At 64.7% G+C, this 25,764-nt stretch carries 41 protein-coding genes; 24 read left to right on the top strand and 17 right to left on the bottom strand.

Features of this window, described 5'->3' with window-relative positions:
- Positions 1-65: 65 nt before the first annotated feature.
- The 7 genes from ACX80K_RS10810 to ACX80K_RS10840 form a co-directional block, all read right to left on the bottom strand.
- On the bottom strand, positions 66-338 hold the full coding sequence (locus tag ACX80K_RS10810) for a hypothetical protein (RefSeq protein WP_459271872.1): 273 nt from the start codon (positions 336-338) through the stop codon (positions 66-68).
- 315 nt (positions 339-653) lie between these two features.
- Positions 654-1,154, bottom strand: coding sequence for a hypothetical protein (locus tag ACX80K_RS10815; RefSeq protein WP_459271873.1), 501 nt, complete (start codon positions 1,152-1,154; stop codon positions 654-656).
- 268 nt (positions 1,155-1,422) lie between these two features.
- Positions 1,423-2,094 carry an excisionase family DNA-binding protein gene (locus ACX80K_RS10820; protein ID WP_459271874.1) on the bottom strand — a complete coding sequence of 224 codons (672 nt, stop codon included), beginning with the start codon at positions 2,092-2,094 and terminating at the stop codon, positions 1,423-1,425.
- 60 nt (positions 2,095-2,154) lie between these two features.
- Positions 2,155-2,589: a hypothetical protein gene (locus ACX80K_RS10825; RefSeq protein ID WP_459271875.1), complete on the bottom strand. Its 435-nt coding sequence runs from the start codon at positions 2,587-2,589 to the stop codon at positions 2,155-2,157.
- Positions 2,590-2,631: 42 nt separating this feature from the next.
- Positions 2,632-3,024: a hypothetical protein gene (locus ACX80K_RS10830; RefSeq protein WP_459271876.1), complete on the bottom strand. Its 393-nt coding sequence runs from the start codon at positions 3,022-3,024 to the stop codon at positions 2,632-2,634.
- A gap of 329 nt (positions 3,025-3,353) precedes the next feature.
- Positions 3,354-3,683, bottom strand: coding sequence for a hypothetical protein (locus tag ACX80K_RS10835; RefSeq protein WP_459271877.1), 330 nt, complete (start codon positions 3,681-3,683; stop codon positions 3,354-3,356).
- Positions 3,684-3,941: 258 nt separating this feature from the next.
- Entirely contained in the window at positions 3,942-4,088 is a 147-nt protein-coding gene (locus ACX80K_RS10840) for a hypothetical protein (RefSeq protein WP_459271878.1), read from the bottom strand.
- Between the two features lie 124 nt (positions 4,089-4,212).
- Between ACX80K_RS10840 and ACX80K_RS10845 the strand changes: the two genes are divergently transcribed.
- The 4 genes from ACX80K_RS10845 to ACX80K_RS10860 all read left to right on the top strand — a co-directional run bounded on the left by ACX80K_RS10845 (position 4,213) and on the right by ACX80K_RS10860 (position 6,972).
- Positions 4,213-4,911, top strand: a complete 699-nt coding sequence (locus ACX80K_RS10845) for a hypothetical protein (RefSeq protein ID WP_459271879.1) — start codon at positions 4,213-4,215, stop codon at positions 4,909-4,911.
- 37 nt (positions 4,912-4,948) lie between these two features.
- Positions 4,949-5,761, top strand: coding sequence for an alpha/beta fold hydrolase (locus ACX80K_RS10850; RefSeq protein ID WP_459271880.1), 813 nt, complete (start codon positions 4,949-4,951; stop codon positions 5,759-5,761).
- A 341-nt stretch (positions 5,762-6,102) separates the two neighbouring features.
- On the top strand, positions 6,103-6,474 hold the full coding sequence (locus ACX80K_RS10855; RefSeq protein WP_459271881.1) for a DUF2510 domain-containing protein: 372 nt from the start codon (positions 6,103-6,105) through the stop codon (positions 6,472-6,474).
- Between the two features lie 108 nt (positions 6,475-6,582).
- Positions 6,583-6,972, top strand: a complete 390-nt coding sequence (locus tag ACX80K_RS10860) for a DUF5956 family protein (RefSeq protein ID WP_459271882.1) — start codon at positions 6,583-6,585, stop codon at positions 6,970-6,972.
- Between the two features lie 1,672 nt (positions 6,973-8,644).
- Here ACX80K_RS10860 and ACX80K_RS10865 read toward each other — a convergent pair.
- Positions 8,645-8,890: a hypothetical protein gene (locus ACX80K_RS10865; protein ID WP_459271883.1), complete on the bottom strand. Its 246-nt coding sequence runs from the start codon at positions 8,888-8,890 to the stop codon at positions 8,645-8,647.
- 12 nt (positions 8,891-8,902) lie between these two features.
- Positions 8,903-9,178 (bottom strand): helix-turn-helix domain-containing protein, encoded by a 276-nt coding sequence (locus ACX80K_RS10870; RefSeq protein WP_459271884.1) that lies wholly within the window; start codon positions 9,176-9,178, stop codon positions 8,903-8,905.
- A 54-nt stretch (positions 9,179-9,232) separates the two neighbouring features.
- Between ACX80K_RS10870 and ACX80K_RS10875 the strand changes: the two genes are divergently transcribed.
- The 4 genes from ACX80K_RS10875 to ACX80K_RS10890 all read left to right on the top strand — a co-directional run bounded on the left by ACX80K_RS10875 (position 9,233) and on the right by ACX80K_RS10890 (position 11,951).
- Positions 9,233-9,430: a hypothetical protein gene (locus ACX80K_RS10875; protein ID WP_459271885.1), complete on the top strand. Its 198-nt coding sequence runs from the start codon at positions 9,233-9,235 to the stop codon at positions 9,428-9,430.
- 911 nt (positions 9,431-10,341) lie between these two features.
- Entirely contained in the window at positions 10,342-10,566 is a 225-nt protein-coding gene (locus ACX80K_RS10880) for a hypothetical protein (protein WP_459271886.1), read from the top strand.
- Between the two features lie 328 nt (positions 10,567-10,894).
- Positions 10,895-11,446: an HAD domain-containing protein gene (locus ACX80K_RS10885; protein ID WP_459271887.1), complete on the top strand. Its 552-nt coding sequence runs from the start codon at positions 10,895-10,897 to the stop codon at positions 11,444-11,446.
- A 238-nt stretch (positions 11,447-11,684) separates the two neighbouring features.
- Positions 11,685-11,951: a helix-turn-helix domain-containing protein gene (locus ACX80K_RS10890; RefSeq protein WP_459271888.1), complete on the top strand. Its 267-nt coding sequence runs from the start codon at positions 11,685-11,687 to the stop codon at positions 11,949-11,951.
- 828 nt (positions 11,952-12,779) lie between these two features.
- Here ACX80K_RS10890 and ACX80K_RS10895 read toward each other — a convergent pair.
- Entirely contained in the window at positions 12,780-13,151 is a 372-nt protein-coding gene (locus ACX80K_RS10895) for a histone-like nucleoid-structuring protein Lsr2 (protein WP_459271889.1), read from the bottom strand.
- Between the two features lie 361 nt (positions 13,152-13,512).
- Here ACX80K_RS10895 and ACX80K_RS10900 point away from each other — a divergent pair, with 361 nt between their 5' ends.
- The 5 genes from ACX80K_RS10900 (at position 13,513) to ACX80K_RS10920 (ending at position 15,994) form a co-directional block, all read left to right on the top strand.
- On the top strand, positions 13,513-13,983 hold the full coding sequence (locus tag ACX80K_RS10900) for an OmpA/MotB family protein (RefSeq protein ID WP_459271890.1): 471 nt from the start codon (positions 13,513-13,515) through the stop codon (positions 13,981-13,983).
- A gap of 102 nt (positions 13,984-14,085) precedes the next feature.
- On the top strand, positions 14,086-14,904 hold the full coding sequence (locus ACX80K_RS10905) for a hypothetical protein (RefSeq protein ID WP_459271891.1): 819 nt from the start codon (positions 14,086-14,088) through the stop codon (positions 14,902-14,904).
- A 135-nt stretch (positions 14,905-15,039) separates the two neighbouring features.
- On the top strand, positions 15,040-15,465 hold the full coding sequence (locus ACX80K_RS10910; RefSeq protein ID WP_459271892.1) for a hypothetical protein: 426 nt from the start codon (positions 15,040-15,042) through the stop codon (positions 15,463-15,465).
- A 19-nt stretch (positions 15,466-15,484) separates the two neighbouring features.
- Complete coding sequence (locus ACX80K_RS10915) at positions 15,485-15,847, top strand: hypothetical protein (protein ID WP_459271893.1); 363 nt, start codon at positions 15,485-15,487, stop codon at positions 15,845-15,847.
- The gene (locus ACX80K_RS10920) at positions 15,848-15,994 is read left to right on the top strand and encodes a carbon storage regulator (RefSeq protein ID WP_459271894.1); all 147 of its coding nucleotides are present in this window, start codon (positions 15,848-15,850) and stop codon (positions 15,992-15,994) included.
- 139 nt (positions 15,995-16,133) lie between these two features.
- On the opposite strand, the gene ACX80K_RS10925 is transcribed toward ACX80K_RS10920, so the two are convergent.
- From ACX80K_RS10925 to ACX80K_RS10935, 3 genes are all read right to left on the bottom strand, one after another.
- Positions 16,134-16,385, bottom strand: coding sequence for a hypothetical protein (locus ACX80K_RS10925; protein ID WP_459271895.1), 252 nt, complete (start codon positions 16,383-16,385; stop codon positions 16,134-16,136).
- Positions 16,386-16,415: 30 nt separating this feature from the next.
- Positions 16,416-16,718, bottom strand: coding sequence for a DUF4193 domain-containing protein (locus ACX80K_RS10930; protein WP_459271896.1), 303 nt, complete (start codon positions 16,716-16,718; stop codon positions 16,416-16,418).
- 116 nt (positions 16,719-16,834) lie between these two features.
- A complete protein-coding gene (locus ACX80K_RS10935) occupies positions 16,835-17,059 on the bottom strand; it encodes a hypothetical protein (RefSeq protein ID WP_459271897.1) in 225 nt (74 codons plus the stop codon).
- A 201-nt stretch (positions 17,060-17,260) separates the two neighbouring features.
- Between ACX80K_RS10935 and ACX80K_RS10940 the strand changes: the two genes are divergently transcribed.
- The gene (locus ACX80K_RS10940) at positions 17,261-17,539 is read left to right on the top strand and encodes a hypothetical protein (RefSeq protein ID WP_459271898.1); all 279 of its coding nucleotides are present in this window, start codon (positions 17,261-17,263) and stop codon (positions 17,537-17,539) included.
- Positions 17,532-18,428 carry a hypothetical protein gene (locus ACX80K_RS10945; protein ID WP_459271899.1) on the top strand — a complete coding sequence of 299 codons (897 nt, stop codon included), beginning with the start codon at positions 17,532-17,534 and terminating at the stop codon, positions 18,426-18,428. The genes ACX80K_RS10940 and ACX80K_RS10945 overlap by 8 nt, the downstream gene beginning before the upstream one ends.
- Positions 18,429-18,628: 200 nt before the next feature.
- On the opposite strand, the gene ACX80K_RS10950 is transcribed toward ACX80K_RS10945, so the two are convergent.
- On the bottom strand, positions 18,629-19,063 hold the full coding sequence (locus ACX80K_RS10950; RefSeq protein ID WP_459271900.1) for a hypothetical protein: 435 nt from the start codon (positions 19,061-19,063) through the stop codon (positions 18,629-18,631).
- Positions 19,056-19,451 (bottom strand): signal peptidase I, encoded by a 396-nt coding sequence (locus ACX80K_RS10955; protein ID WP_459271901.1) that lies wholly within the window; start codon positions 19,449-19,451, stop codon positions 19,056-19,058. The genes ACX80K_RS10950 and ACX80K_RS10955 overlap by 8 nt, the downstream gene beginning before the upstream one ends.
- Positions 19,452-19,861: 410 nt before the next feature.
- Between ACX80K_RS10955 and ACX80K_RS10960 the strand changes: the two genes are divergently transcribed.
- Positions 19,862-20,434, top strand: a complete 573-nt coding sequence (locus ACX80K_RS10960) for a hypothetical protein (protein ID WP_459271902.1) — start codon at positions 19,862-19,864, stop codon at positions 20,432-20,434.
- Position 20,435: 1 nt separating this feature from the next.
- Here ACX80K_RS10960 and ACX80K_RS10965 read toward each other — a convergent pair whose 3' ends face one another.
- Positions 20,436-20,642, bottom strand: a complete 207-nt coding sequence (locus tag ACX80K_RS10965) for a hypothetical protein (RefSeq protein WP_459271903.1) — start codon at positions 20,640-20,642, stop codon at positions 20,436-20,438.
- A 719-nt stretch (positions 20,643-21,361) separates the two neighbouring features.
- Here ACX80K_RS10965 and ACX80K_RS10970 point away from each other — a divergent pair.
- Entirely contained in the window at positions 21,362-22,036 is a 675-nt protein-coding gene (locus ACX80K_RS10970; protein ID WP_459271904.1) for a recombinase family protein, read from the top strand.
- Between the two features lie 99 nt (positions 22,037-22,135).
- Positions 22,136-22,399 (top strand): hypothetical protein, encoded by a 264-nt coding sequence (locus tag ACX80K_RS10975; RefSeq protein WP_459271905.1) that lies wholly within the window; start codon positions 22,136-22,138, stop codon positions 22,397-22,399.
- A 66-nt stretch (positions 22,400-22,465) separates the two neighbouring features.
- Here the strand turns inward: ACX80K_RS10975 and ACX80K_RS10980 are convergent, their stop codons facing one another.
- Entirely contained in the window at positions 22,466-22,633 is a 168-nt protein-coding gene (locus tag ACX80K_RS10980) for a hypothetical protein (protein ID WP_459271906.1), read from the bottom strand.
- Between the two features lie 177 nt (positions 22,634-22,810).
- Here ACX80K_RS10980 and ACX80K_RS10985 point away from each other — a divergent pair, with 177 nt between their 5' ends.
- From ACX80K_RS10985 to ACX80K_RS11010, 6 genes are all read left to right on the top strand, one after another.
- Complete coding sequence (locus tag ACX80K_RS10985; RefSeq protein ID WP_459271907.1) at positions 22,811-23,005, top strand: hypothetical protein; 195 nt, start codon at positions 22,811-22,813, stop codon at positions 23,003-23,005.
- A 168-nt stretch (positions 23,006-23,173) separates the two neighbouring features.
- On the top strand, positions 23,174-23,497 hold the full coding sequence (locus tag ACX80K_RS10990; protein ID WP_459271908.1) for an EthD family reductase: 324 nt from the start codon (positions 23,174-23,176) through the stop codon (positions 23,495-23,497).
- A 151-nt stretch (positions 23,498-23,648) separates the two neighbouring features.
- Entirely contained in the window at positions 23,649-23,828 is a 180-nt protein-coding gene (locus tag ACX80K_RS10995) for a hypothetical protein (RefSeq protein WP_459271909.1), read from the top strand.
- Positions 23,825-24,220 carry a hypothetical protein gene (locus ACX80K_RS11000; protein ID WP_459271910.1) on the top strand — a complete coding sequence of 132 codons (396 nt, stop codon included), beginning with the start codon at positions 23,825-23,827 and terminating at the stop codon, positions 24,218-24,220. The genes ACX80K_RS10995 and ACX80K_RS11000 overlap by 4 nt, the downstream gene beginning before the upstream one ends.
- Positions 24,217-24,876 carry a hypothetical protein gene (locus ACX80K_RS11005; protein ID WP_459271911.1) on the top strand — a complete coding sequence of 220 codons (660 nt, stop codon included), beginning with the start codon at positions 24,217-24,219 and terminating at the stop codon, positions 24,874-24,876. The genes ACX80K_RS11000 and ACX80K_RS11005 overlap by 4 nt, the downstream gene beginning before the upstream one ends.
- Before the next feature lie 121 nt (positions 24,877-24,997).
- Positions 24,998-25,738 (top strand): SDR family NAD(P)-dependent oxidoreductase, encoded by a 741-nt coding sequence (locus ACX80K_RS11010; protein ID WP_459271912.1) that lies wholly within the window; start codon positions 24,998-25,000, stop codon positions 25,736-25,738.
- The last annotated feature ends 26 nt before the right edge of the window (positions 25,739-25,764 follow it).

The following is a 25,764-nucleotide window of genomic DNA, read 5'->3' on the forward strand; positions in this document are numbered from 1 at the left end:
GAAGTGTGGATCTCAGCGTACCTGCGCGAGTGGGCCGGGACTCCGGCAGCCACCGGACGCGCCGCCTACTCGAAGAGGTGCCGGAACTGCTCGGGGACCTTGGCCGGGTCGACGGACCCGCGGATCTGTTCGCGCGTAAGGATGGTGACCTTGTCGCGCCAGCCGTAGGGAGGGCCTGGGATGTGGATCGGGCGGTAGACGACGTCGCCGTCTGCCTCCAGGGCCCAACTGGCGGCGATCCGCTCGCCTTCGTCGGGAGTCGGCATCTGAGTGCCGTAGCGGAAGCACTCGAGGAGCCCGTACCCGTCGGCGTCGTCGTCGACGTGCCGGCCGTCCATCAGCGGTCCTGCATCGACAGCGCCGGATCAAGGCCGGCGGCGGCGGCCGTCATGGATTCGTCGAGACGACCGAGGAACTGCTGGAGGGGACCCAGGTGCGCTTCGTACCCGCACGCCGGGCCCTGCTCAGGACGGCGCGTGAGTCCTCAGGGTGGTGATCAGGCGGGAGACCTTCTCATTGCCTGGCCAGCTGACGTCGTCGGACTTCACCGACACGAGTCGGCCGATCGCGGTGTAGCGGACCTGGAGGGACTGCTCGCCCCGGCTGTATTCGATCCTGGTGACGTCGTCCGGATGGAAGTTCTCCTCCCAGCCCTAATTCCGGGCGGCGGTGTGCGCCCTCCTCCGAGTGGACCGCTCGTGGCTGGGGACGAGATCGACCAGGTCTGGCATGAGCCTGAGGCGGGTCCCGACAGGCACCTCTTCCCAAACTGTGGTGGTTCCGACGATGTGGACCATGCCGTGCGGAGCCGTGACACCGAGCTCGGTCGTGAGGGGTGTCATCAGGACGATCTCGGCTGGGGAGCCGTCACGGCCCTTCCCGGCTGCGAAAGCGACCGCCAGACCGTACGTCAGGAACCGGCGTCCGTAGGTGTCTTCGATCCACACGCCCGTGGAGGCTACGGTGCCCTGCTTGACGTGGAAGTACTCGCCCTCGGTCGTGGTGATGATGGTCCTATGTGCGACGCCCTCGGGTCGTGCCGCGGCGGCCTTTTCGGCGGTGCTGTGGATGCTGAGCTGCGGTCCGGCGATCAGCATCCCGGCGACGATCTCGGAGTCGAGGAGGGAGGAGTGGCCGAAGTAGTGGGAGTCCATGGTCAGCATGTGTGAGGCAGCGGTTGGGAATCTCCCCGGGCACCAAAAAGCCCCGACCAGTATCGGATTAGCCAGGGCTGATTGGTCAAAGCCATAGGCTTTTGCCGCGAAAGCACTTCAGGGTAGCAGCGGCGGACGAGTGGCCGTCAACTTAGGCGCCCGAGCATATTGGCGAGGTGATCCCTCCAGGTACAGCCGGGATCGTTGCCTCGGCGATCTCGAACAAGGCTCCCCGTGCATCGATCTGCTTCTTGTCGCTGGGAGTAGTTCAACCGTCGAGGAGCTCGCAAAGGAGGCGCGTGGCCTCGGCGATCTCGCGTACGCCTCGGTGCTCTGCAAGGTCCGCGGCGATCGCCGCTCGGGGGAGGGGACGCGGAATGGCGTCGCAGACGTGCAGCACCACGCTGGCATCATTGCCGCCGGACGTAGGAGGAATGAGGAGGAACTCTCGCCGCACCTTCGAGAAGTCCCTGCTGGTCACGTACCCTTCTGTCTCCGCGTTGGTGAGCAGGCGTGTTTCGGGGTGCGAGACACCGGACAGTACGACCCGCCCATCCGAACGCAGGGCTTCGAGGTCCGCACGGTCCAGGGCCAGGTCCGTCCTCGTCGCTCTGTGCCTGACGAGGGACAAGAACCCGTCAACCAGCTCCTCGTCCGAAACAGTCTTCAGATGGCGCGCCCATCGCTCGTGCTGTGCGAGCACTCTGCGGCTGACGTCATGGGAGGGGTTGCCGGAGAGGAAGCGCAGGAAAACCCAGGCGCTGGACTCCGTAATCGGCCGCCCATGCCGACGAGGGCTGTAACGTGCGACGGTCGCCGCGTCCAGAACCCAGGCTCGCCCAACCCGGGTTGCAGGCAGGTCGCCGGCGGCGATGAGTTGTCGCACCCTTGCGCCCGTGACGCCCATGCGACGGCTCGCCTCGGCCACACTGATGTTCATGGTTTTACCCTAGCGATAGCGCAAGGTTTGAACCGACCGTGAGCAGGTGTATCCGATCGCTCACACCCCCACGATGAGGTTGTCGAGCGACCCGCGGCGGTATGCAGTGCTGGTGGACAGAACGACGTCGTAGCCGTCGGTGCCCGTGACGGTGAACTCCTGCTGGTACGGCACCATGATCGTGACGTAACCCGAGCTGCCCTGGGCTCCCTTGCCCCTCGATGCGTCATACGCTGCCCAGAGGTCGACGTGACGCGCGACCTCGTATTGTCCGCCGCGACCCTCGGACATGTCAGTATCCCCGGCCACGCTGAAGTAGGCCCCCTCGGGCAGGGTCACGCGCACAGCCACGGGGTCGCCCTTGCGGCGGGGCCAGTTGCGGCCACCATCTGCCATCTCCCGGGTGCGGCAGACCTCGAGGTCTGAGCTGTTCCAGCTGGCCGGCAAATCATCGAAACCGGTGGGGCGGATGGCGAAGCCTTCGAATGTCGTCATGGAAGCCATGTGTGCGGAGGCGCCGGCTTCCGTTCCCGGGACTCAGTCGACGGTGTAGTCCATGCAGAAGTCCTTGAACTCCTCGATGGTCTCCGTGCCTTCAGCCTCCGAGAACTCCTCGCCGCCGATCTCGTCGAGGATGTGCTGGGCGGTGGGCTTCACGGCGCCAACACCATCGGCTGCCAGGGCCTGAAGCGTCTCCTGGACCTCGTCGTAGTTATCGACCGTGATCGGCTCATCGCCGTTGAGGAGGCCGCCCAGGATCCCGCACTGGGCGATTGCCGTGTTCTCGTCGACGTCTCCTTGGCTGCTGGCGGACGAGACCGTCTCGGCTTCGCCCCGCACGACGGACTCGATGTCGGCAGTACCGATTCCGCAGCCGGTCAGGAGCAGAGCAGAACCGGCGAGAAAGACGGCGGTCAAGCGAGAATTCATGGGTCCCCCAAATTTAGATGTTCGTGCAGCCTATCCGGTGACATGGTGGTCTTTCCTCGAACGCAGGTCCGCCCTACATGAGGACGAAGTCCACCTTCTTGCCGCCGTCCTGGTCCATGGTCTGGATCTTCCGGCCCTCGCGCTGCTCGTCATCGACGAACCTGAGGACGCTGATGGCGCGCCGCACGGTCTCGGTAATCGTGATGGTGTGCCGCTCCGAGAGCTCACGCAGCGCTGTGTGAGCTCTCCTTGTTCAGGTTCACGCCGAGGCGCACGATCTCCTGTGGTTTCTTCGCCACGGGTTCCTTCTTCCTGCTGGGTGGGTGGGCCTACGCGGCCTTCTCCGCCGTTTGCAGCACTTCGCGGGGCTGGTGGACCGTACAGGGGCTGATAGCCCCGCAGAACCCGCAACGGCGCGTCCAGTTCTTGACGTACGCGACGGGGGAGTCCCGGCGGAGTGGCTCCTTGTGGGCGGTCTTGGCGGCGGCCGACATGAGGCTGATCGTGAAGTCGAGGCCGGCCGGTACCGGATCCAGGCGGGGCGCCTTCTTCTTGGCCCGGAGCTTGCCGCCGGTGACGACCATGAGCCCCCAGTCCTCGGGCAGCTCGCCGGGCTTCACGAGGGTCGCGTCGGGCACGACCAGCCACCAGTAGGTCATGTACCTCTTGACCGGCAATCCGGGCGATGCGGCGGGCCACCGACCCTACGGGGCCTTCTACCTGGATGTAGCCGCCGGCGATGTTGTTGATCTCGGCGAGGCGGGACGCGAGAAGTTCGATCGTGGCCGCCAGTTCGGCGACGTTGAAGTGGTCGGCGAGGACCGACTCCATGCGGAGGCCCCATCTGGAGCCACTCGGCAACCTCGTCGTCGAGGGACACGCGGGTGAGGCCGGTGGAGGCGATGACGGCGTCGATTTCATGGTCGTAGGGCATGGGCGACATGTGTGCGGCGCCCGGCCCCTCGCTCATCGGCCGCAACGATGACCGCGGTGATGTTCATGATGATGACCATGATGATCGCGTTCCCGCCGATGCGCGCTGCGTACTGAATTCGGGTCTCCACGGTTCTCCGTTCAGGGTTGTCCACGGGTGCAGCCGAGCGCCGGGTGGCAGCTGCAGTCCGCATGTGTGCGGAGCGGACAGGGGTCCTCACCGGACCAGTCCGGCGGCGGTTGTAGCCTGAATTCATGATCACCCAGGACGACCGACCGACGGATCCAGACAGCGCCGAGGCACGACGTAGTGCGGCGATGGACGAGCTGAACGCGCGCGAGGACTACCTCCGGCGTGAGGAATACCGCAGCGACGACGAGCTGCGCGCCGAGCTGAAGGAGACGATCCGCCAGGAGAAGAAGACCGTCGACTCCTTCGCCGGCACGGAGTACTACGTCGTCTCCGAGAGCGGGAAGGTGCACCTACCCACCTGCGGAGTCGTGCGACGGTACTTCGACCGGGACGCGATCTGGGAGCCGTACCTAGATGACCTCAAGTGGGCCCGCGACTGGCACGGCGACTACCGACCCCCACGGATGCCGAATCTGTACACCCGCGCCGCCATCGAGTCGTCGGAAAAGTACGAGATGTGCGAGTTGTGCTCCCCGACGCTGGACCACACCACGAAAGGAGCGAGGGAGGCCAAGGATAAGCACTGGCAGAGCGTCGTCGTCGGGCGGCTGGCCGAGCAGCACTTCGACAAGCCGCTGTTCACGCTCGAAGGAGACGAGCTGGGGACGCTCGTCCGCGTGGCGTCCCTGCGCACAAAGGACGGCCTCGACTTCCAGGCCGAATTCACCACAGGTGCCGTCCTCACCGACCCGGAGTCGAAGGTCCGCTACAAGAGGTTCTTCCCGACGAAATCGCAGAAGGCGCCGTCCGGGCAGGGGTAAGGGGCATGGCCTGGTCGTTGCGGCGTAGCCTGTCGCCATGGAATCAGAGGTCCGCAGGCTCCGACTCCGATCAGGCATTAGCGTGCCATGCAGGATTCAGGGCAATCCAGGCGCGAGGCCGGCCCTGCTACTCCACGCCTGGGGTGAGTCCCGCGGCTCGTTCGACAGGCTGATCCCGCTCCTGACCACCTTCCGGGTATTCGCTCCTGACCTTCGCGGCCAGGGCGAAGCGGACAAGCCGGAGTCCGGTTACACCCTCGAGGATCAGGCGGAGGACATCGTTGCGATTCTCGACGCCTTGGACGTGCCGCAGGCTCTCGTTCTCGGATCCTCCAGCGGCGGATACCTTGCCCAACAGGTGGCAGCCGTCCATCCGCACCGCGTGGCAGCGCTCGTGCTCGTTGGGGCACCCTTGAGCCTGCACGGGCGTGCGCCGTTCGCCGACGAAGTGGAGCGGCTCGCCGACCCCGTAGACCCGGGCTGGGTGAGGCAATCGCTCTCCTGGTACCCGTTACAGCGCGAGGTTCCCGCCTGGTTCGTCGAAAACCGGATACGAGACGGCGTCAGGATGCCGGCGCACGTTTGGAAGGCCATCCTGCAGGGTCTGACCTCATCAAGGCCGCCCACCGAATCGGGAACCGTGCGCGCGCCCACTCTGATCCTCTGGGGCGACCAGGACCGCCTGTTGTCGCGGAGTGACCAGCAGACTCTGGCGGCCCGTATCCCCGGCTCGATCATGAAGGCCTATCCCGGCGTCGGTCATCTGGTCCTCTGGGAGCACCCGGACCTTGTCGCGCGCGATACCGCGGCATTCTTCGAGGGCCTCGGGCTAGGCGACCTGGCGGTCTAGCCCTGCAGGGGAGCGACGACGACGGCGGACTCGTTGAAACGCGAGATGTTCTTCCAGTAGGTGTCCGATCGGGAGAGCATCTCCTGGTAGCTGGCGAAAAAGTCCCGAGCAGCAGGCGCAGCAGGTCTTCGTTCGCTTCGTCCTCGAGGAACTCCCAGAGGGACTCCACGTCGAAGGAGACCCCGTCAAGGCGTTCGATGGGGATGTCGATCGAACGGACCAGGTCGGTCTGGTAGCGGAAGTTGAAGGAGTAGCGGACGACGGCAGCTGGTGATTCGCTCATGGCCGCCATGTGTGCGGCGCCGCGGAGTCGACTCCCTGCGTACCGCTACGCTGGCGGGATGAAACAGGGCTGGCATCAGGATCCGCACAGACTTGACTCTGAGCGATGGCACGACGGCGAGGAGTGGTCGGAGCACCGTCGTCCCAAGCAGACGCCCGTTGTTGGGGCTCCTGCGGCCTCGGCAGCCGTCCCCGCGACAAGTGGAGGCCCATTGGCCTTGCTCTGGGTTGCAAGCATCTCGGCGGCGATCGGTCTCTTCGTCGGCGTAAAGCCTGTCTACGCTGGAGCGTCGAACTGCGGAAGCGCCTGGTTCCCTGGCAGTTGTGTACCTGGCATTCTCGACAGCTCAACCACTGTCTCGGTGGTCTTCATTCTCATTGCGGGCGCAGCGATCATCACGAGCTTTGCCATCAGCGGCCGGAGGCCGTGACCGAACCGATGGCGTGCCGGTCCCCGCGCCGCGGTCCGGCCTCGATCAGACTGGGCCGGTAATCGAACAGTCTTGGAACCAGTTGCGCGACGGCGCCAGGCCCGAAGGATGGACCGAGCCACCGTGAACGGCTGGGGTGCCCTCGTCGCTTGGGTGGCCGGACCGGCCAACACGGCGCGTCAGTCCGTGGCCGTGCGTGACCGGCACACCGAGGTGCTCGTGATGACCGACGGCACGTTCCTCCACCAGCCGAGCATGCTCAGCGATGACGACCTCGACTCGATCGACGACGACATCGACGCCCACCTGGCAGCCGCCGGCGTCCGTCCACTGCCGCGCGGCTACATCTGGTTTATCCGCCGCCCGGCCGATTGCCCGTATGACGACTCCTTTTGGGCGGCCATTAACCGGGGCGTCACGGAAGCCGAACCGGACGCCCGGGAACCGCTCGAGCTCCGGCTGGTCCTCGACGGAGTACTGCGCAGCCTCTACGCCTGAGAGCCTTCGGCGGTGCGAGCGCAACTTCGATCCGTGCTCGGAGTCGGTCGTCAGGATCAGGTAGCCATTGAGTCCAGTGGCGTCGCGGCGGGTGAGCAGCGTCGCGTGGCTCCCGTTGCCGATGGCGGAGGCGAAGGTCGCGGCCCGCTGGCTGAAGGTGGTCGGGTTGGTCTCGATGCTGCCGGTGCGGGCGAAGTGATAGATGGCGTGTCCCATGCTCGGAAACATGCGTAGACCGAGGCCTGACCCCCGCAAGACCTGAGGCCGGGGATCAGCGCGGTCTGAGATCCGCAAATTCTGCACGAATCGGCCGGAATCAGCGGCGACGGGCCGGGAACCGCGCGCACCCTTCAGGATGATTCAGATGGTGTTTTCGACACGGGGCGTAGCCCTGGCATCTTTGTACTGGTTGTGCGGTTTGGGGGACCCATTCTGCGAGTCTTCCAGCCATCCTTTCTGTGTGCGGCACTTCGTCCCCGGCGACTGGGTTCTGCGAAGGAGTTTTCCCCCGCGGTGCGTGGGATGCGCTCTGCACTTCGTGCGGCGCGCGTGTCGGGAGACATAAGTCCTAGTCACACGGACATTGCGCCTGCAGCGGGCTTTCACAGACGGCTGGGTGTTTCTCGGAAGCACACTGGTCCGCTTCGCGGGATGCGCTGCGCGCGGCCGGGAGTGGGATGTGGGGTACATCGTTGGCTGAACAATGCTGTGCTCATGGAGTGCAAGCGCTTCGCGCGGATGAGCGAAGCGAGGGGTCAGCAGATTGCTCACCGGGAAGCTGTCGGACCGTGCATCATGTCGGTCCTCGATGCCGCCTGCTCCGCGCAGCGGATCACACACTGGCAGTGACACGCCCGGGGTGTGCGAAGCGCACTGCGGCGCAGCCGCTGATACACATGATGCGGCCAACACCGCGCAGCATCCTGAAAGCAGAGAGGCGACGGCGCAGCCGGAGACCAGGAACCCATGACGGGAAGCACAACGCACAGCGAGGCGTGCACCATGACGGAACGGGAAGCATTCCGCCGCCCGCAGGGCATCGCCGGACAGAGTCCCAACGCCGTCGGATGTACAGCGGTCCCGCGGCGTAGCCGCTGATCTTCATGACGTCAGCAGGACGAGACGAGAAGAGCCGCATGCGGCGAAGCCGCCTGCAGGGGCAGAGGGGTAGCACCCACGCAGACGTGGATGCGGTGGCCGGAAGAGAGCGCAGCGAACGAGAGGACGCGCAGCCGCGGCGGGGATGAGCACCGGGCGCGCAGCGCCCTGGCACACACGTTGGTCACCAAGGTGGGAAGCGCGCGCGCAGCGCGGCGGCCGAAGGCCGCAGGTGCATCCGTGCATGAAATGGATCAGACCGGAGGGCGCGCAGCGCCCGAGGGGCTCGACGAACACAATGCTCTTCACAGCGGGAAGCAGAACCACATCGAGAACCATGACGGTCCACACAACGCCTTCATGGCGAGGGCCGCCAGGCCCGAGCCTTCTTAATATGCCCCACACCCGACGCCACACTCGTCCACCCCGTCAACGCCACCCGCACACCCGGACAGCCCGCCACCTCGGCTATCGCCGGACCATCACACCGACCCGACGAGCGGGCCGGAACGGACAGCGGATGATGTTCGCCTCGGCCAGGGAGTGCGGCGACCGCCGACCGTGGGCGCTGACTTCAGGACGGAGGCCGGGAGGATTCGGACGGGCCTTGCAGATCCTTCCGCTCCCTCGATGCAGCACGGGCCAGAGGCATCAGCACCGCGACCATGAGAAAGCCCAACAGGATCACGGTGACCCAGAAGCCCAGCCAGGGTCGGAGGATCGTCGCGCCGACCATCGCACCCAGGAACAACAGAAGACTCGCGAGGGCGAAGCGCTTCATCTTCGGCGGAAGGTTCCGGTACTCGTCCGAGTGGCTCACGTCCGGCGCCGGCTATTCGTGCGTGCTGTCGTCGATGTCGCCGCGCTTGATGTCGGCCGCGGCGCGCGCGTAGGCGTCGGCGATGTACTCCTCGAGCTTCACGCGTTCGACGCGCCACTGGCCGCGACCGCCGACCTGGATGGCGGGGAGCTCACCGCGGTGGATGAGCGCGCGGACGGTGCTGTCCTTCGTCGCGAGTTCGTCGGCGACCTGCAGGATCGTGAGGAAGCGCAGTGGCCTGGTGCTCGCTGCTTCGTCGGGTGTCTCGTGCTCGGGGGAGTCGGTCATGGACCCATCCTGCCCGACGCTGGCTTGAGACAGGCCGCACTGAAAGTCTGCGGCATGGCCAGAAAGTACGACCCGTCCCTGGACAAGATCGTCCCGCAAGTCTGCGGGCTGATCGTCGGGGTGTTCCTCACCATCCCGCCGCTCATTCGCCTGGCCAATGGGCGCTGGGCTGGTGACAACTTGGTGGTCGTCTTACGTGCCCATGCGGTATGGGCGCTCACCTTCAGCTTCTCAACGATGCTCCAGTTGTGATGGTTCTCGCGGGTAGGACAGAGACAAGCCCTGATTATCTGCCCCGTTTGGCTGCTGCTCGTCCTGCACGAGTGCCTCCATAAGTCCTTACCAATCTCCCCTCCGAACGAAGCCCGATTGCTCATACCTGCGCTTCCAAGCATCTGCGTTGACACATAGAGTCGGACCTAGCGGGTCCACGGTGCGGTGGCGCTTACTGCATGCTTGCAGTCGATTGGAGGGCCGGTGGACGAACTAGCGGAGTGGTCGAAGGACTTCGAGTATGACCTTCGGATCGGGACAGGCCTACCAACTTTGTTCACCCTTGCTGTAGCCGATAGTGAGGCGGCTGCAGGACTGCTCATAAAGACAGCACGAGAGCTCATAGATGCTCAAGCCGAGGGCGGACCGGTAGACGAAGTGTCGGCCAGCCATCTGACGCCGGACACTGCTGCTTTTCGGCACGTGCTTTCGCGTCTTCCGGGGTTCCTGATCGTTCGAGACGTGAACGTACCGCTGAATCAACTGGTGGTCGGCGTTTGTGCCGCGCACCAGCACCGTATTCGGGAGGGGGCCCGGGCGGGTCTTCTCGTCATCGGTACACCCGCAGGCATCGCTAAACTACGGTCACATCCAGCTATGGGGTTCCTGAGCCGGGCCGCGCCCTTGGACATGCGCTAGGTCGGAAAAAGACTTCGAGGCACAGCCGAGCGGCCTCCCGAATCGGGACGAGATGTGGGCAGACAACTAGGAGGTGGACGGGGTGGTCGTTTGCACCCAAGGACCAGTGTCCGCAGCGTAAGCGAAGTGTCTTGAGAAGCGGATTTCGGAGCTGGGATCAGTTGCCGGGACACAATAGGTTCAGGTGCTGCTCAATCGTGTGGGGTGACGCCGCCCTGGGCGAGGCAGGACGGCAGACGGGAGGAGCAGACATGACTGATGAGTTGTTTGACAGGCAACCGAACCGGCCACCGGAGCGCATCGACTTACTCCTGGCTCTCGTAGCGGAAGACTGGAAACGCGCCGGACCCGATCAGAGGTTCTTCCAGTATGTGGCTAACCTCGCCTACGACCTCACCGACTCGAAGGACGCATTCATGGTCGAGGATGACACCGTCATTGAGGCCCTGCGCACACGGATCGAGCACAGAAGTTAGGGCTACGCACGGAGACTGGCCGAAACCAGAGCGTCCGAGCCCTTCGTTTCCTAGCGCCTACGCGGCAGAGTTAGCTGGCAGTAATTGTGCATAACGGCCTCTTCGAGCATCGTCGAGGTGAGTCGCAGGGCGACCGTCTTTCGGCTCACCACCACCCCTGAACCTTGGCAGCTGGACAGAATGATCAAGCAGTTCGTGGTTACCACTTTCAGCTAGTAAACACCGGCTAAGTCCACGGAGGACGTCCGGACAGTAGGCCAGACCGTAGAGGGACCGCTGCTTCGGAGCGGCGGTCCTGTAGTGAGAAAGCCAGAGAAAGGATGATGCGGTGCCCGACACGTTGTTGCTCTTGGACGTTGACGGCGTCGTCGTGCCCGCGGTCGATGCGAACGTCGCGCCGGCCGCGGACGAGGCCAGCTATCGGATAGCCGTACCACCCTGGGTGCCGGGGCATGTCCATATTCGGCCTGCTGTCCTGGAGGCGGTGAAGCGGTGGGCGGTATCGGGGGCCGAGGTCCAGTGGTTATCCTCCTGGGGCGGGCGCACTCGGTGGCTCGATCAGGTCGGGCTGCCATACCTGCCAGTGTTTTATGAGCCCGGTTATGGAGAAGTCGCCGACTGGGGCCGGAGTCAACGCCCTTGGAAAAGGCCCGCCGTCGAGCGTTTCCTCGCGGCCAGAACAGATTCCATTCGTCTTGCCTGGATCGATGATGACGCGTTCTTCTCCCGTGGCAAGCACATGCAGAGCTACTGGCTTGACGCCGATCCCATACTCGCCGATCTCCTCCTCGTAGAACCCGACTGCTTCGTAGGTCTGCAGGATCATGAGATCGCTAGGGTCGACAAATTTCTTGTCAGTTCAGGCACCCCGACCCGCTAGCTCAGTTGCTGACCTGTGCTGCCCGGGGAAGTCGGTCAACGAAGAGCTCAGCGGCTTTCTGTCGAGGGGGGCTGTAGCAATCGCATTCGTAGAGCGATTCTGCTCGCACCTCGAGCACCGGATGGGTGCTTTACACGAAGGTGCTGACTGCTCCGTGAGCTGCGGTGTCGCCGCTGCGTTCACCCTGCACGGCGGCGTGGCAGCACGCACTTGCCCTGCGAGCTGAAATGCTGGGTGCATGACAGCCCGCCCCTTGAATGAGCAGTCTCGGCCTCTGCGGTTCCTCACCCTGCAGCAGGTTGCCGAGGAATTGAACACCAAGCTCGACACCATCCGTGGGCTCATCGCCTCAGGCGAGTTGCCGGCCATTCAGATCGGCGGCCGCGGCCAATGGCGTATTGAGCGCAACAAGCTCGAAGACTACATTGCTGGCGCCTACGCGAGGGCCCGGACGGACATCGCGCGGGGAGATGCCGACGAGGATTCGGCGCTCATTCCGGGGTGAGCGGCTCCGACGTGTACTACCTGCTGTGTTTCGTCGGTGGACTCGGAGCGGCGATCTATGGTGCGGTCTTGATGCGCCGCCCGCGACGAAGCCCGAGACGCCGAACAGTTATCCCCAGGGCCTGATCCCCATGATGATCGGGAGTATCCTGTTCTTCCTCGCAGTCTGGAACGCGGCCGGACTCTAGAGTGCGGTGGCGGCGAGGAAGTGCCCGTCAGCAGGAATGCTCCGATCTGAAGGATGGTCAGCACGACGAAAGCGGCGAAGAACACTAGCTACACCCAGTCGAGGCTCCCGAGGGACGAACCGAGGAAGTAGGTGCACGACGGCACGATCAGGACAATGGTGGCCGCGTCCTTCTGGAACAGCGACCGAGTGTGCCCCGCACGGGTGTTCCGCTGGCATGGTGTGCTGGCCGTTGGTTCCATGTAGCAGTGCCTGCTTCTCGTCTTTCTCCAATGGGAAGGTGATTGAAAGATCCGGGCCAAGATCTACGCGCGGCTTGAGTCGTTTGGTGATGTACACCAGACCGCATCTGAGAGCGCAGACAGCGAAGACAAAGAAACCCAGTTGCAGGTACGCGCTGAATCGTTCCGGCCCCTCGGGAAGGACGAGAGGGCTGATAGCGTCCACGAGAAGGACGACGGACAGGATGATGGCCGGCATCCACCGGGTGTAACAGACCCGCAGCGCCTCGCCCAGGCCGTTGTCCGCGTATTCCCAGGCGTATTTCTCGGCTTTGGCCCACCGCGTGTCCGCTGCTGTCCTCAGATCCCCCACCCCGCCCATCCGTCCCCCCCGTACGGTCGATCGAGCACTGCTGGGCCGTTAGTGGGCTCCGTTGTAGGCGTCGATGATTGACTGGGTAACGCGGCCCCGGGAGTTGGGGTTGTAGCCGTTGTCCTGCGCCCATTGGCGGATCTGCTGTGTGTCCTGCTTGGACCGGCTCGTGGAGGAAGACGGCGAGGAAGACTTGTGCCCGCTTTGGCCTCTCCGGCCGCCCTTAGCTTTACGTCCCTTGTCCACGTATTCGGACAGGGTCGAGCGGAGCCTGTCCGCGTTCTCCGTTGTCAGGTCAATCTCATACTCGGTGCCATCGACCCCGAAATGGACCGTTTCCTGTGCGACCTCGCCATTGAAGTCGTCAACCAATTCCACCTGCACGCGCTGCGCCATTTCCACTCCTGAGTTATTCGCCATGAATCAATGATCCCCAGCCTTCCACTCTATCGCGCCAAAAAGATGTGGTGTACGCGGGCACAATGTCCCGGTTTCATTCATTAGACCTGTTCTGCGTCTTCTTGCTGTCGTTACTGTCGGGAGCGGGGGTGACCGAAGTGAGCCACATCCAGCAATCGCGTTGGATGTGAATACGAGGCCCGAAGAATCGGATGCTCGCGGCGTTTCTGGTTTAGGCGATGGCATGGGCTTGGATGCGGACTGCTTTGTAGGGGTAGCGGATTAGCGTACACCAGCGCCGTTTTGTGAAATCGGCCGACCGCTCTCAGCGATCGAAGCCGAGATCCGGGCTGCCCTGGAGGCAAAGGGGCTGCAGGACGCCGTGAAGCTCGGCATCGACGAGAACGGGCTTACGGTCCGCATCGTGAGCTCCGAGGCGTTCTTCGGGCCCGACAGCGCCGACCTGCAGGCCCAGGCAATCCAGGTGCTCGACGCCGTGGCGCCGCCCATCGAGAAGAGCGGCCGCGCGGTCGATGTCGAAGGCCACCCGGCCAAGCAGCCCGGCACCCAGCCGCTCCGCGACTGGGAGCTCTCCGCGGACCGGGCCGAGAACGTGGTGCGCCAGATGACCGAGATGGGCGGCGTCGACGGCAAGCTCATCTCGGCCCGCGGCTACGCCGGCAATCGGGTCGTGTTCGACATCACCGCCCCCGAGGACATGAAGGCCAACCGCCGCGTCGACGTCCTGGTGCAGTCCGACGAGTCCGACGCCGTGAAGGCACTCATCCCGGAAGTGGCGGCTGGCGACGCGCCTGAGGCCGAAGCCGTGACGGTCGCCGATTCCGGCCACTGATCTGCCTATGGTGACGACGGGCGCTTGTGGCTCCGCACACATGAGCCTGGCATCACGCATAATCTTGCCTGCCCTGTCACGCACGAGTCGAAGGAACCCTCCTTGAAGCCGAGCACCAACCCTTTCCCCAACCTGCGTAAGGCGCTGCTCGCGACAGCCGTCTTCGGGACGCTGGCCCTCACCGGCTGCGCAGCGGATGCCGCGGACACAGCTGCCGAACCCGCCCCCAGCTCCTCCCCATCTGCGACCGCGGAGCCGAGTGTTCAGACCAGCGCCGACCCAACCAGGGAGGCGCCGAAAAACGCCCTGCCGTCCGGCGCGGTGATCGACACAAGCCACGGGCAATACCTGCAGACGACCATCGCCGATGACGACCCTGCGCTGCAGGTGGATTCGGCGCTTGTCGAGCAGGAAATCTACGCTGCCTTCAAGCCGGAGGACATAGCCTCAGCCCAGAAATTCGTCCTCAAATTCATCGCTGAAGAAGGCATCGATTCCGCCGTGAACGGAGGCGGGCAAACCACGGACGAATGGGTTTCCGAACACGCCGATTTGCTGTCTCCCGAGTACAGCGAGGAGTTCAGGGCGAGCCTGGCGGATGGTGCGGCCAACAACGTCATCACAATCGAGTCGTGGCAGAAGCAGTACGACGGCGCGTACTCCTACGTCTACAGCCCTGAAACGCAGCGCGTCGCGTCGCGGACTCTGAGCGTCGCCGACGTTTACACCCCCGAGCCCGGATCCATCGCATTTAAGGTGAACGTCGAATGGGGCATGCCCGTCGTTCGCGCAGACGGCAAGGATTACGGGGGCGTCCAAATCTCGAAGGGCTACATGAACTATGGCTTGACGAAGAATCCAGAAACCGGCCAGTGGCTGATTTCCGGCTGGCAGCACGACGTGAACACCACGGAAGGCTAGAACAGAAACTAGGCCTCGCATCGCGGACGATGCGGGGCCTTCTTGTACCCGGGGAGGCTTCCTGCTCGCTCCGCACACATGAGGTCTATGTGTCTCAGCCCTTACCGAGTTGCGCTGGTCGTCGACTAGATGACTGTGCCCCAAACATCCCCTGCCCCTGACTCCGCGCGCCCGAAATCCCGGTCCATCGAGGTCTACGACTTTCGGCGCCCGACGACTCTGGCCCGCGAGCACGCCCGCGTCCTGGAGCTTGCCTTCGAGACGTTCGCCCGCCAGTGGGCCACCCAACTCACCGCCAAGGTGCGCGTGAAATTTACTGTCGTGTCCGAGTCCGTCGACATGAAGACCTACGACGAGTACGCCTCGTCGCTGCCGGCCACGACCGCGATGGTGCTGTGCACGATCGAGGGCACCAAGGCCAAGGCGGTCATCCAGCTGCCGTTGTCCTCGGAGCCGTCCTGGGTCGGCCGGATGGTCGGCGGCAACGGATCCCAGCGCCCGCCGGAGCGGAAGTTCACGCAGATCGACTTTGAGCCAGCCCGACGTACGCGCCACCAATAAGGGCTCCAAGAGTCAGGATATGAGCGGCACTATCGCGACCTTTCTCGTGGACGACCGCAACAGCGCCGTGACCGCCCGCGCCGACGGTGTCCTGGCCAACGTCCCCGCCGTTGTCGCCTACGGGCTCGGCAGCCAGTCGATCGCGGCCGCCGCCGCCAGGAATTTCTCAGCCCTCGGCGCCGACCAGCTGTGGCTCGTCGTCGACGCCGCATGCAAGCCCGACGACATGGCCGCCTGGGCGGGAGCGGTCCGCAAGACCGTCCCGGTCCACGCCCTCGCCGTCGTGAACACCACCGGCACCATGACACCCGCCACCGTGAACGAGCTCGGCCTGCCGGTCGGGTTCGTCGACGGGGCCCCAGCCGTGAAGGCGGTGCTCTGAATGCTCGTGCTATCCCGCAAGGTCGGAGAGAAGATCGTCATCGGCGACAGCATCGCGATCACGGTGCTCGATGTCCGTTCCGACGGCATCAAGCTCGGCATCGATGCGCCCAGGAGCGTGCCGGTGCACCGCGGCGAGGTCGTATAGGCCGTCGGCCAGGCCAACCGTGACGCCGCGGCGGCATCCGACGGGGGAGGCGCTGCAGCAGCTCCTGGCCGGCGGCCTGCAGATTCATTCCGCCGAGCCGGGCGAATAGCGGCTTCCGGACTCCGGAAGTTCGGAACGCCTACCCGACTTCCGGTCGGTCTTTGTCCTCGTACCGATACTCATGCCGAAGGTCCTTGACCAGCCGCTCTCCGAACCACAGGGAGAGGCCGGCGCCGACGAAACAGCCGATCGCGCTGAGGACCGGAACAGCGGTGAGGTCCCTAACCAGCGTGACGATGCCGAGGGCAATCAGGATCAGCGCGAGGTAGGCCCCCTTGCCCCTGAAGAGGCGGGTGCCGCGCCTGACGGCCGGGTGGTCGCGTTCGTCCATCAGCGGCGCCTCCTCATCCGTGGGACGGTATCAGCCCTCGCACTCCGCGCAGTACTTGTCGCCATTCTTCTCACGCGCCAGTTGCGTCCGGTGGTGCACCAGGAAGCAGGACATGCAGGTGAACTCATCCTGCTGCACGGGGACAACGGTCACCATGAGCTCTTCCTCGAGAATGGCCCCGGGCAGGTCGAAACCCTCCGCGGTGTCGACGTCCTCGGCGTCGATGACGGCCGTCTGCGTCGTGGCGCTGCGCTGGGCCTGGATCGCCTCGAGCGACTCATTGGCCGGCATGTCCTCGGGCTTGACGCGGGGCTCGTCGTAGTCGGTTGCCATGGGGTGATTCATCCTGTCGTAGTGGGGGAGTCGCATCAGGGTACATGCGTAGACAGGGGCTCCCGCGACGCTCCGTTGCCGGTCCTGTACCCAGCTACCGGGTGTAACCTGTCCCGCTACTGGGCGGGGTGCCTGCGCCGCGGCAGGGCGTCGTGCAGCAGCACGCCGGCGCCTGAGAGGAAGATCACCATGACGCTGCTCAGGCCGATGACATCGATGGCCGAGGCGGCCTCCCGCAGGGCGACGACGCCGAGCACGACGGCGACCCCCAGGAGGGCTGCTGCGGCGGCAAGGAGGACGAAGCGGAAGGTCAGGGCGGAAGCACGGCGAAGGCGGGTCATGGACGCCATGTGTGCGGGGGAGACCGAGGCCGTACCCGTCAGCGGGTACTACGTCTGCTGCCCTCATCGCCGCAGACTCTTGTCGTCGAGGTAGGGGAGCGAAACTCTTCCCCGCCGCTACTTCCCGGGAGCAGAATAAGGGTACCCACAGTGATGTCGGGGACGCATCACGGCCGCAATCCCGATAGGTGGAGGTGTGCCATGTTAGATGACCAGGAAATGCGAATCGACGTCTATTTGGCCGGCAAAAACAATTTCGACGGAACAGCCGAGGGCATTCGGGTCCTGGTGCACTCCGGCGCCGACCCCGACGATCCTGGTGGAGAACCCTCCTGCAAAGCGAGCAACTTTGCTCGAGTCATCAAATCCGACCGCGTCCCCGAATTTGCATTGATGCTGGCCGATACGGTGCTGCTCAAGGCAGGCAACGCCGCAGGCCGGGGGCGGGACGCAATTTCAAAGAGGCGTCGTCGTGGCTGACGAGCCGCAGCAAGCGACACTGCCAGCGGAAGACCAGATCCGCGAGACTGCCAAGTGGCTGACCGTGAGCCTGGCCGCCATCGGGGCCGTTGTCGTCAGCGGCACCCAGTTCAGCAACATCGGCGCCGTCCAGGCGGACAGCGACAGGTTCCACCACATCCTGTGGGCGGCTGGACTGGTGACTGTCGGAGTCGGCATCATTCTGTACCACGCCGTGCGGACGGCCACATCCGAACCGATTAACCTCGCGGAGGTCGAAGCTGATACGCGGGCCGACAAGCTCGCCAGGCTGATGGGCAACTACGACGGGGCTAAAGACCTAGCGAACAAATTTTCGACAGCTCTGGATGAGCGGGACACAGCCCTGAGCAATTCCTACGCAAATCCGGCCGACCAGAACGCCAATGTCCGGGCGAAGACCGCCATGGAAACAGCCCAAAACCTTGGTCATATTGTGAGGACCGTGACTCGCATGGCCTCCTACGAGGCGGTAGCTAAACGATGGCAGCGGGCCATGATCTTCATAGGAATCGGGGCTGCCCTGTCGCTGGCCGGGCTCATGATCTTCATCTGGGCTATCAATCCGCCGAAAGCAGCCGCTGCCAGCGAGGCATCACCTGCCGTCGTCGGAGAAGCGGCCCTCAGAACCGTGACTCTGGAACCCCTTGGGCAAGAGGCACTTGCGACCCGGCTCGGAGACGATTGCGACGTCACGCAGCCACTGAGCGTGCTTCATCTGGACAACACTGACACCGGTCCCGACGTGGTGGTCCAGCAGCAAGGCTGTAAAGCACTGCGCCTAATCATCACCCACAGTTGGGGCAAAGTGGAGGAACCTCCTCCGCCGTTGCCGGACGAGGTGGAGCCCCAGGAAACACCCGCTTCGTGAGGACTTCGTCGCCTCTTCGCGGGCCTGCGACAAGCACGTTCTGCGCGGGGTCGGCCACTCATCGTGAGATTTCCGCCACCTGGACTGAGACAGGGGGAGGAACTCGAAGACCCCGTTTGACCCCTTCAAGACCTTTTACCTGACATAACATTCGTTTCGGCGATTTGAAGCCGTTTGTTAGGGGAGTGGTTGCGACGCCCTTAACGGCAGGTGATCGGACCCCGAAGCGGCTCGCCGACCCAAGCATTCGCGGCGCCCGGAGCCAGGAACGTGCCGCGGAACTCATAGGTCCAGGGCCCGCCGCGGGGCGGCACCTTGAAGCGAACCTCGCCGCCGGTGGCAGCGACGGCCTCGGCGTAGATCGTATTTCCTGCAGGGTCGATGACGCGCAGTTCGTACCCGGTGGCCCGCTGCACGGCGGCGATCGCTTCGACGCCGATCCGGATGTGCGTGCTGCCCTGGCACGAGCTCGTCACGACGGTGCTCTGCGCGTCCGGGGCGGCGATGACCGCGGTGGACACCTCCACGGGCGCACCGGTGTAACCGGTGAAGACGGCGTGCGCCGCCACAGGCAGCGAGGTGGCTCCGAGCGCGACGGCGATGGCCGCCAGAGCGATCCTTCGGCGGCTACGCATCGGCTGGCTCTTCCTCGTCGCTCCGCGTCCAGATCGCGCTGAGCAGGGCGACGGACAGCAGGGCTGGGGCGCCGTAGAGCAGGACAGTGCCCACGATGGGCTCGCGGAGCGCGCGGATGCCTGCCCCGAGGTGCGGGATGACGGCGACCTGCCGGAACACGGTGTCACCGTCAAGGGTCGCCTGCCACGGATCTTCGGCCTGGTTCGCATCCCCCTTGGTGCGGACGGCCACGCCGGCCGGTGTCCGCTCGACGGCGGTCACACGGTGGGTTTCGACCCAGTGGTCCTCGATGGGCACGTGGAAGGTGATGACGTCACCCTTCTCGATGGAGTCCACCGGTACGGGGACGCTGACGACGACGTCGCCGGGGTTGATCAGGGGTGCCAAGCCGGCTCGACTGACATTTGCGGCAAAGCCGCCCAGTTTGACGGCACCCTGGCCGAACTTCCGACCGCTCCGGCGAACCTGCTGCCCGCCAGCCTCACCTCCAGCGCGACCTTCGAGCTGGGACGTCGCCACCGCCGGCAAGTACGGGGTCGTCGCGTCCCCGGGCAACGGCAAGTGGTAGGGCGTGAGCAACACCAAGTCCGCCCCCACCGAGATCACCGGTACCAACACAACCGAGACGTCGGCAATGACTGCATGGAAGACCCAGAGCCCCTGATGCTAGGGAACTGACCTGAAGGGCCGCCCGGAAATCCAGGCGGCCCTTCTTGCTGTGAGACCGCCAACTTGAAAGTCAACGAAGTTGTCTGCCTACCGTCGGAGGAGTGAAACACCGGATTCAAGGAACACCTATGAACAAGTACGCCCTCACCGCAGCCCTCCTCTCAACAGTGCTCGCGCTCTCGGCCTGCATCCCCCAAGTGGAGATCAATTTCGACGGGCGGGCCACCAGCTGCGCCGAGAATCCCGGCGCCAGGGAGTGCGAGGACGGAGCCTATGTCCAGGCCGACGCGCTGCTGTCCGCCAGCCTCAGTGATCAGGAGTATGAGCGCAGGGTGCTTGGTGTGATCCGTGCGGTCGTGGTGCCGGTCGACCTGCAGCGCTTAGAGGGAGACACCGACAATCTGGTGACGCTCGCCCAGGGCACGCCCACACTGAATCTGACGAAGAAGGATTGCGTACGACCCGCGATCCTCGACTTCCTCGAGGCGCAGCGGCGCAACAGCGAATACTCGGAACTGTCCGAGGCCGCGCTTCGGTCCGCGCTGCTTACAGAGTGGACCCCCGAGCCCTGGAGCGTCGTCGTCGAGATGTACCAGGACTCAGTGGTGGAGGCCAAGGACACTGCCGTACAGCTGAACAATTATGGGCACCTCACGACGCTTCACGCTGTCTTGGCCGGTTGCGCCTCGCAGGCCTCGTAGGTCAGGGGGCCGCGGCGAACTGGTCGAGCCGCGGGCTGTGGACCAGCCGTCCCAAGAAAGCCTTCGGCGTCGCGAAGAACCCATTCAAGGGCACCAGCTTGTCGATCGAGCATTTCTGGCTGGCTTTCGAGGTGCACCCGGGGCAGTCGACGGTGATCACGACCTGCTCCCAGATTGCCGCGAGCTCCACCTTCTCGGCGTCGTCCATGTGCTTCGAGCACGGCGACTTCCTGCCGACTCCCGGCCAGTACGCCGGCAGGTTGCGCCACGGTTTGCCAGAGAGCGTCGGCCGGCCGCACTCGTGCGAGTGATCCTCGTTGACCGCATCGAGCCGCGCCTCCTCCCGGTAGAGCGCATTCCGCAGCCGGGTCCGCTAGTCGAGGTCATCCGGGCCCGCCAAGTTTATAAAGTAGCGTAACCCCCTGGGTCCAAGGGCTCCCGCTAGGCTCGGTCATTCTGGCTGCGCTAGGCGACCCGCGGGTTGGTTTCAACCAGCGCGATAGCATTCCGCCAATCGACTAGGGCCCGGTCGAGATTGTGGGGGAGGTTGCCGCCGAACAACTCCGTCGTCTCGTCGGGACGCAGGAAGCACTCATCACTGAAGCGCAGCGCCTGCTCTGCGACGTGGTACTTCTACAGCGCCGTAGATAGCTCCTGCCCGGCCGTGAGCAACTCCCGCTCAAGGGAAGCTTTGGTCGGCTCTGGTTTATTGGGCTCTGGTGTCTTCACGGGAGAAGGCTATCTAGCTACGCACGGGGACCTATCAAAGGACGAGGCCGGGGTCTCGTGAACTCTAGTTTAAGCAACGAAGGCCCCCGAACCCCTCCTTTGCGCGCTTTGGACGTCGAAAATGTCTCAGGGAGGCGGTCTACTAATGGTGTCTCGAAAGCCCTCGAGGATACCGGACTCGCGTCAGGAATGACCGTCATGAAGCTCGGCTACGCACGCATCTCGACGACTGACCAGGACGCCAGTCTGCAGATCGATGCGCTCCTGAATGCGGGTATCTCGGCCGAACGGATCTTCCTCGACGAGCTCACCGGCGCGAAGGAGGCCAAGGAGCGACCCGGCATGGCGAAGCTCATGGACTTCGCTCGAGAGGACGACGACGTCTATTTTTGGCGGCTCGATCGGGTAGGTCGCAGCGTGATCGATGTCCTGAACACCGTGAACTTTTTCACCGAGAAGGGCATCCGGCTGCACTCGATCATGGACCAGTTGGATCCCACGAGTGCCCAGGGCCGTATGCAGTTGTCGATGATGGCCACCCTGGCCGAGTACGAGCGGGAGCTGATCAACGAGCGGGTCCGCGCGGGTGTGATCGCGGCGCAGAAGCGGGGCGTCCGCTTCGGTCCGGCGCCCCTGGATGGGGCCGTCGCCCGGGAGCGGGTCGCCACGGCACGGCGCATGATGTCCCAGGGCAAGACGGCCAACCTGGCGGCGCGGACCGTCGGCTGGTCCAAGGCCACCCTGTACCGGTACCTGAAGATGTACGGCGAGACGGAGCTCGAGCCGACGTCGACGGCAGAGACGGTCATCCGACCGGGCGCCGATGGATCCAAGCACGCTGCCCGTCGGCGGACGCCCCCTCCCCGGAAATGACACTGCACCGCGTCCCACACCTGCGCGTGAAGCTGGGACGACAGTGGAAGTGACCGGCGGAAGGACCGCCTAGTCACGAAGGGAGCGAGGGCGATGCGCATGATCTACACAGGCAGCGTGGGCGAGACGACCGAGGTCGGTGCGGTGATCGACGGCCTCGAGGACTTCACCGAGAAGAGCGTGTCCTACGACGACGTGTGCTTCGCGATCGAGGAGTACGTCGGCCGGAAGCTGCCGTGGGCCGACGAAGGAGTGAGGCCGCTGCACAGGTGGAAGGCGCCGGTGTCGGCAGGTATCGGAGCGGAGATCCTCGAAGGCTACATTCCGGGCGCGATTCGGGCGGATGTGAGCACGATGCGCTGAACAGCAGGCGCCTGGATCGGCCCCGTCCCTGGTCGGCAGACAGCCGACCAGGCAAGGGGCCGGGTCCTACCGGCACCGGCCGGCGGCGACGGCGCGCATGATGGAGTCCTTGCGGATCTCGTTCATGCGTCCCACGGACTCGTTGATGAGGCCGTCGATGGCCAGCTGCGCCAGGCTCACTTCGAAGGGGATCGAACCGGCCTCCGCGTTGCTGAGCTGCTCGTGCGCCGTCATGATGATCTACCGGCTATAGCTCAACGCAGACCTGTTCCGGCGCCGGTGGTAGATCTTGAGCCCTCGCTCATCTGGTTGAACGCTCTCGCGGTTGGAGGCCCAACTGACTGTGGCGTCGTGCAAAATGGGCCCTGTCGCACGTCTGAGAAGTGCACACCCCTACAGAAAGGCAGGACCATGGCCACCAAGGCCCCCAAGACCGGCTTCGCGCAGCCGGCCGAGTTCATCGCCTCGCGCGTGCGCTTCGCATCCTCCGGCGCCGCCGGCGTCCACGCGGACCAAAAGGCCCGCAAGCACCACACCGGCCAGACGAACCGCATCGGTTCTCGCTCGGCTTGTGTCCGCTCCGCCCTCCGCATGGAGGACCGCTGATGAACCCACGCCGAACCGCCCTGGCCCCCAAGCCCGCCGACCGCCCGGCGGGCTTTTTCGTGCCCTGCACCAGCTTGACGGCGCCAGTACACGCTGTCTCTGTGCAGGGCGTTCGCACGGCTGGTAGCTTGGCCCCACCCGCATCGCACCGATCTGGAAGGGCTTCCCATGATCAAGCGGTTGACGACCTGGCAGGTCCAGGAAGGGCTGGACGAAGATAAGGCTGTCGAGCACTGGCTCACCCGCCACATCCCTCTGGTGCTGTCCGTGCCGGGGGTGCAGGCCTACGTTCAGAACCGCTGCGTGCCGGGCCCAGATGGCGAAAGGCCGCCCTACACGGGGCTAGGCGAAGTCTGGTTCGACAACCCAGAGACCGCTGCAGCTGCTGCGCAGTCACCGGAATGGGCCGCCGTGGTCGCCGACGCACAGCAGTTCATGGACCTTTCCCGTATTGTCGTGGCATGGGCCGAGGAGCACGCCGCTTCGCTCTAGGCAGCCGCCACGTGCTCGTCTCGAAGTCATGCGGCCCGCAGACCTGATCGCCCCGGCTCGCTGATGGCTTGCCTGAGGAACGAGGCAAATGCGTCAAAGGTCATGTGCGTGCACGGTGAGTCTTTCCCGAAGTCCCGCACACATACCTGCCATGACCACTCAGAAAATCGCCCAGATCATCCTGCTCCTCGCAGCACTCGTCATCGGCGTGACAGCCCCGGCCCTCAACGGCCAGACACTGCTCTCCCTGATGCTCCTGGGTGGCGTGCTCCTCATCGCCCACAACGGCCGCGCGCGCGTCGTTCCTGCAGAGGCTGAGTCCGGCCAGTGACCACGCCCAGCGATGCCGAGGTCGTCACGAGCTTCTCCGGCCTCCTGGACCGCGCCCGCAACGCTGGCACCCACGCCGCGGCCGCCGTCGTCCAGGGCAAGCTCGATGAGCTCACGGCAGGAGGTGCGTGCGAGGAGACGCGCGAGGCTCTCCATCGCCTGATCCGGGAAATCTTCGGCTTCGAGAATCTGCCGACGCCGGACGCCCCACTCAATACAGTCGCCCACGTGCAGCGGGAAACCCTCGCCGCCCTGGCCCTGCACGTCAGCCACGGCACTTGGACGCAGCTCACCACCGAGCAGAAGGAATGCTTCTCTAACGCCATGGACGCCGAGTGGGACTGGGATCCGGACTCGACGCGCGTCGACCGCTGGTGGCGCGACAAAGCGTGACACTCGAGCCCGGGTTCGCCTGTAATGATGGGCGGACGACCGAAATCACCGCTCAGTACTTGGCACAGGCCCCGGATTCCGCTGCCGCCTCGCTCGCACCGGGGGAACTCGCCTATCTGGCGCTGACCTCGAAAGTGGAACTGCCGCTGCGGGACCGGCTCGCCTGGAGCTTGTCCACAAAGCTGCCTGATCTGGTCGTCGCCCGCGAATGGAAGCGCACCGACCTGGCGATCCTGGACTCTTCGGCGACGCCGATGGTGCTGGTTGAGGCCAAGGCGCTCTACACCTTCGACATTGCGAACCCGGAGCGCGCCAACGTCCGCAAATACACCGGCATGGTTGAGAGCGATCTGGCGAAGGCTTACAGGCTCCTCGCGGGACGTCCGGGCTCTGTCTTCGCCCTCGTCCTGGTGGCTCACCCCATCGATGCACCTCCGACCTGCCTCGACGAGGTGAACAAGTACCGGCGCGACATCCACTCCGCCCTCAACAAGGCCCCGCAGGAGGAAGTCCGAGCAAATGCCAGGGCCACCGTCTCCTCGGCGCTCGAGCCGATAGGACCAACCGTTCATGGCTCACTCGCAGGCGGAACGGCCTTCGGTGTGCGCGTGGATGTCGACTACTCCATCGTCGGACCAGTGACAGCACCCGCCTGATTGCTCGTGGCCGGCCCTTATGTGAGCCCCTCGCGATGGATATGCTCGGACGCTCGGCAGCGCCGGACTAGGCTGCCGGTCATGCAATTCCTCACTCCAAGATCGAGGTGAAGCAGCCACGATGACGAGCCAACGCACCGTCCTCATCACCGGCGCGGCGCGAGGGATAGGTCGTGCCATCGCCGAACACCTCGTAGAGCGGGACTGGAGGGTGGTGGCGACCTACAACACGAGCCGCGACGAGGCGACCGTTCTGCAGCGCACACACGGAGTAGTAATACGCCACCTCGACCTCACAGACCGAGCCGGGTTGCAGTCTTTCGCCCGTCTCGTCCGTGAGGAATTTCCCTTCGATGCCCTGGTGAACAATGCCGGGGTGCTGGAGAAGGAGCCGTTCGAGGCGCTGAGCCTCGGCGCCTGGGACAGGTCGTTCGAGGTCAACGTCACGGCACCTCTCATCCTCGCCCGGGAGATCGGCCTTCGCATGCCGGTCGGCGGGAGCATCGTGAACATCGCCAGCACGGACGCGTCCGTGGGGTCGTTCCGCGGCATCGCGTACTCAGCCAGTAAGGCAGCACTCCTGTCCGTTACCCGGAGCCTGGCCAACGTGCTCGGCCCCCGCGGCGTGCGCGTCAACGCCGTGAGTCCGGGATGGGTCGACTCCGGCATTCTGACCGAACCCTACGAAGCGGCCGGCCTCACACCTCTAGGGCGAAATGGACGTCCCGACGACATAGCCAGCACCGTCGCTTTCCTTCTCAGCGACTCCGCGTCCTTCATCACGGGAGCAACGATCGTCGCCGACGGAGGCTACACCGGGGTGGACTACTTCATGAAGAAGGAGAATGACGCCCCCGAGTAGAGCGCCCTCGCCCCGGCGGGAGGCAC

It is taken from the genome of Arthrobacter sorbitolis (assembly GCF_054510995.1).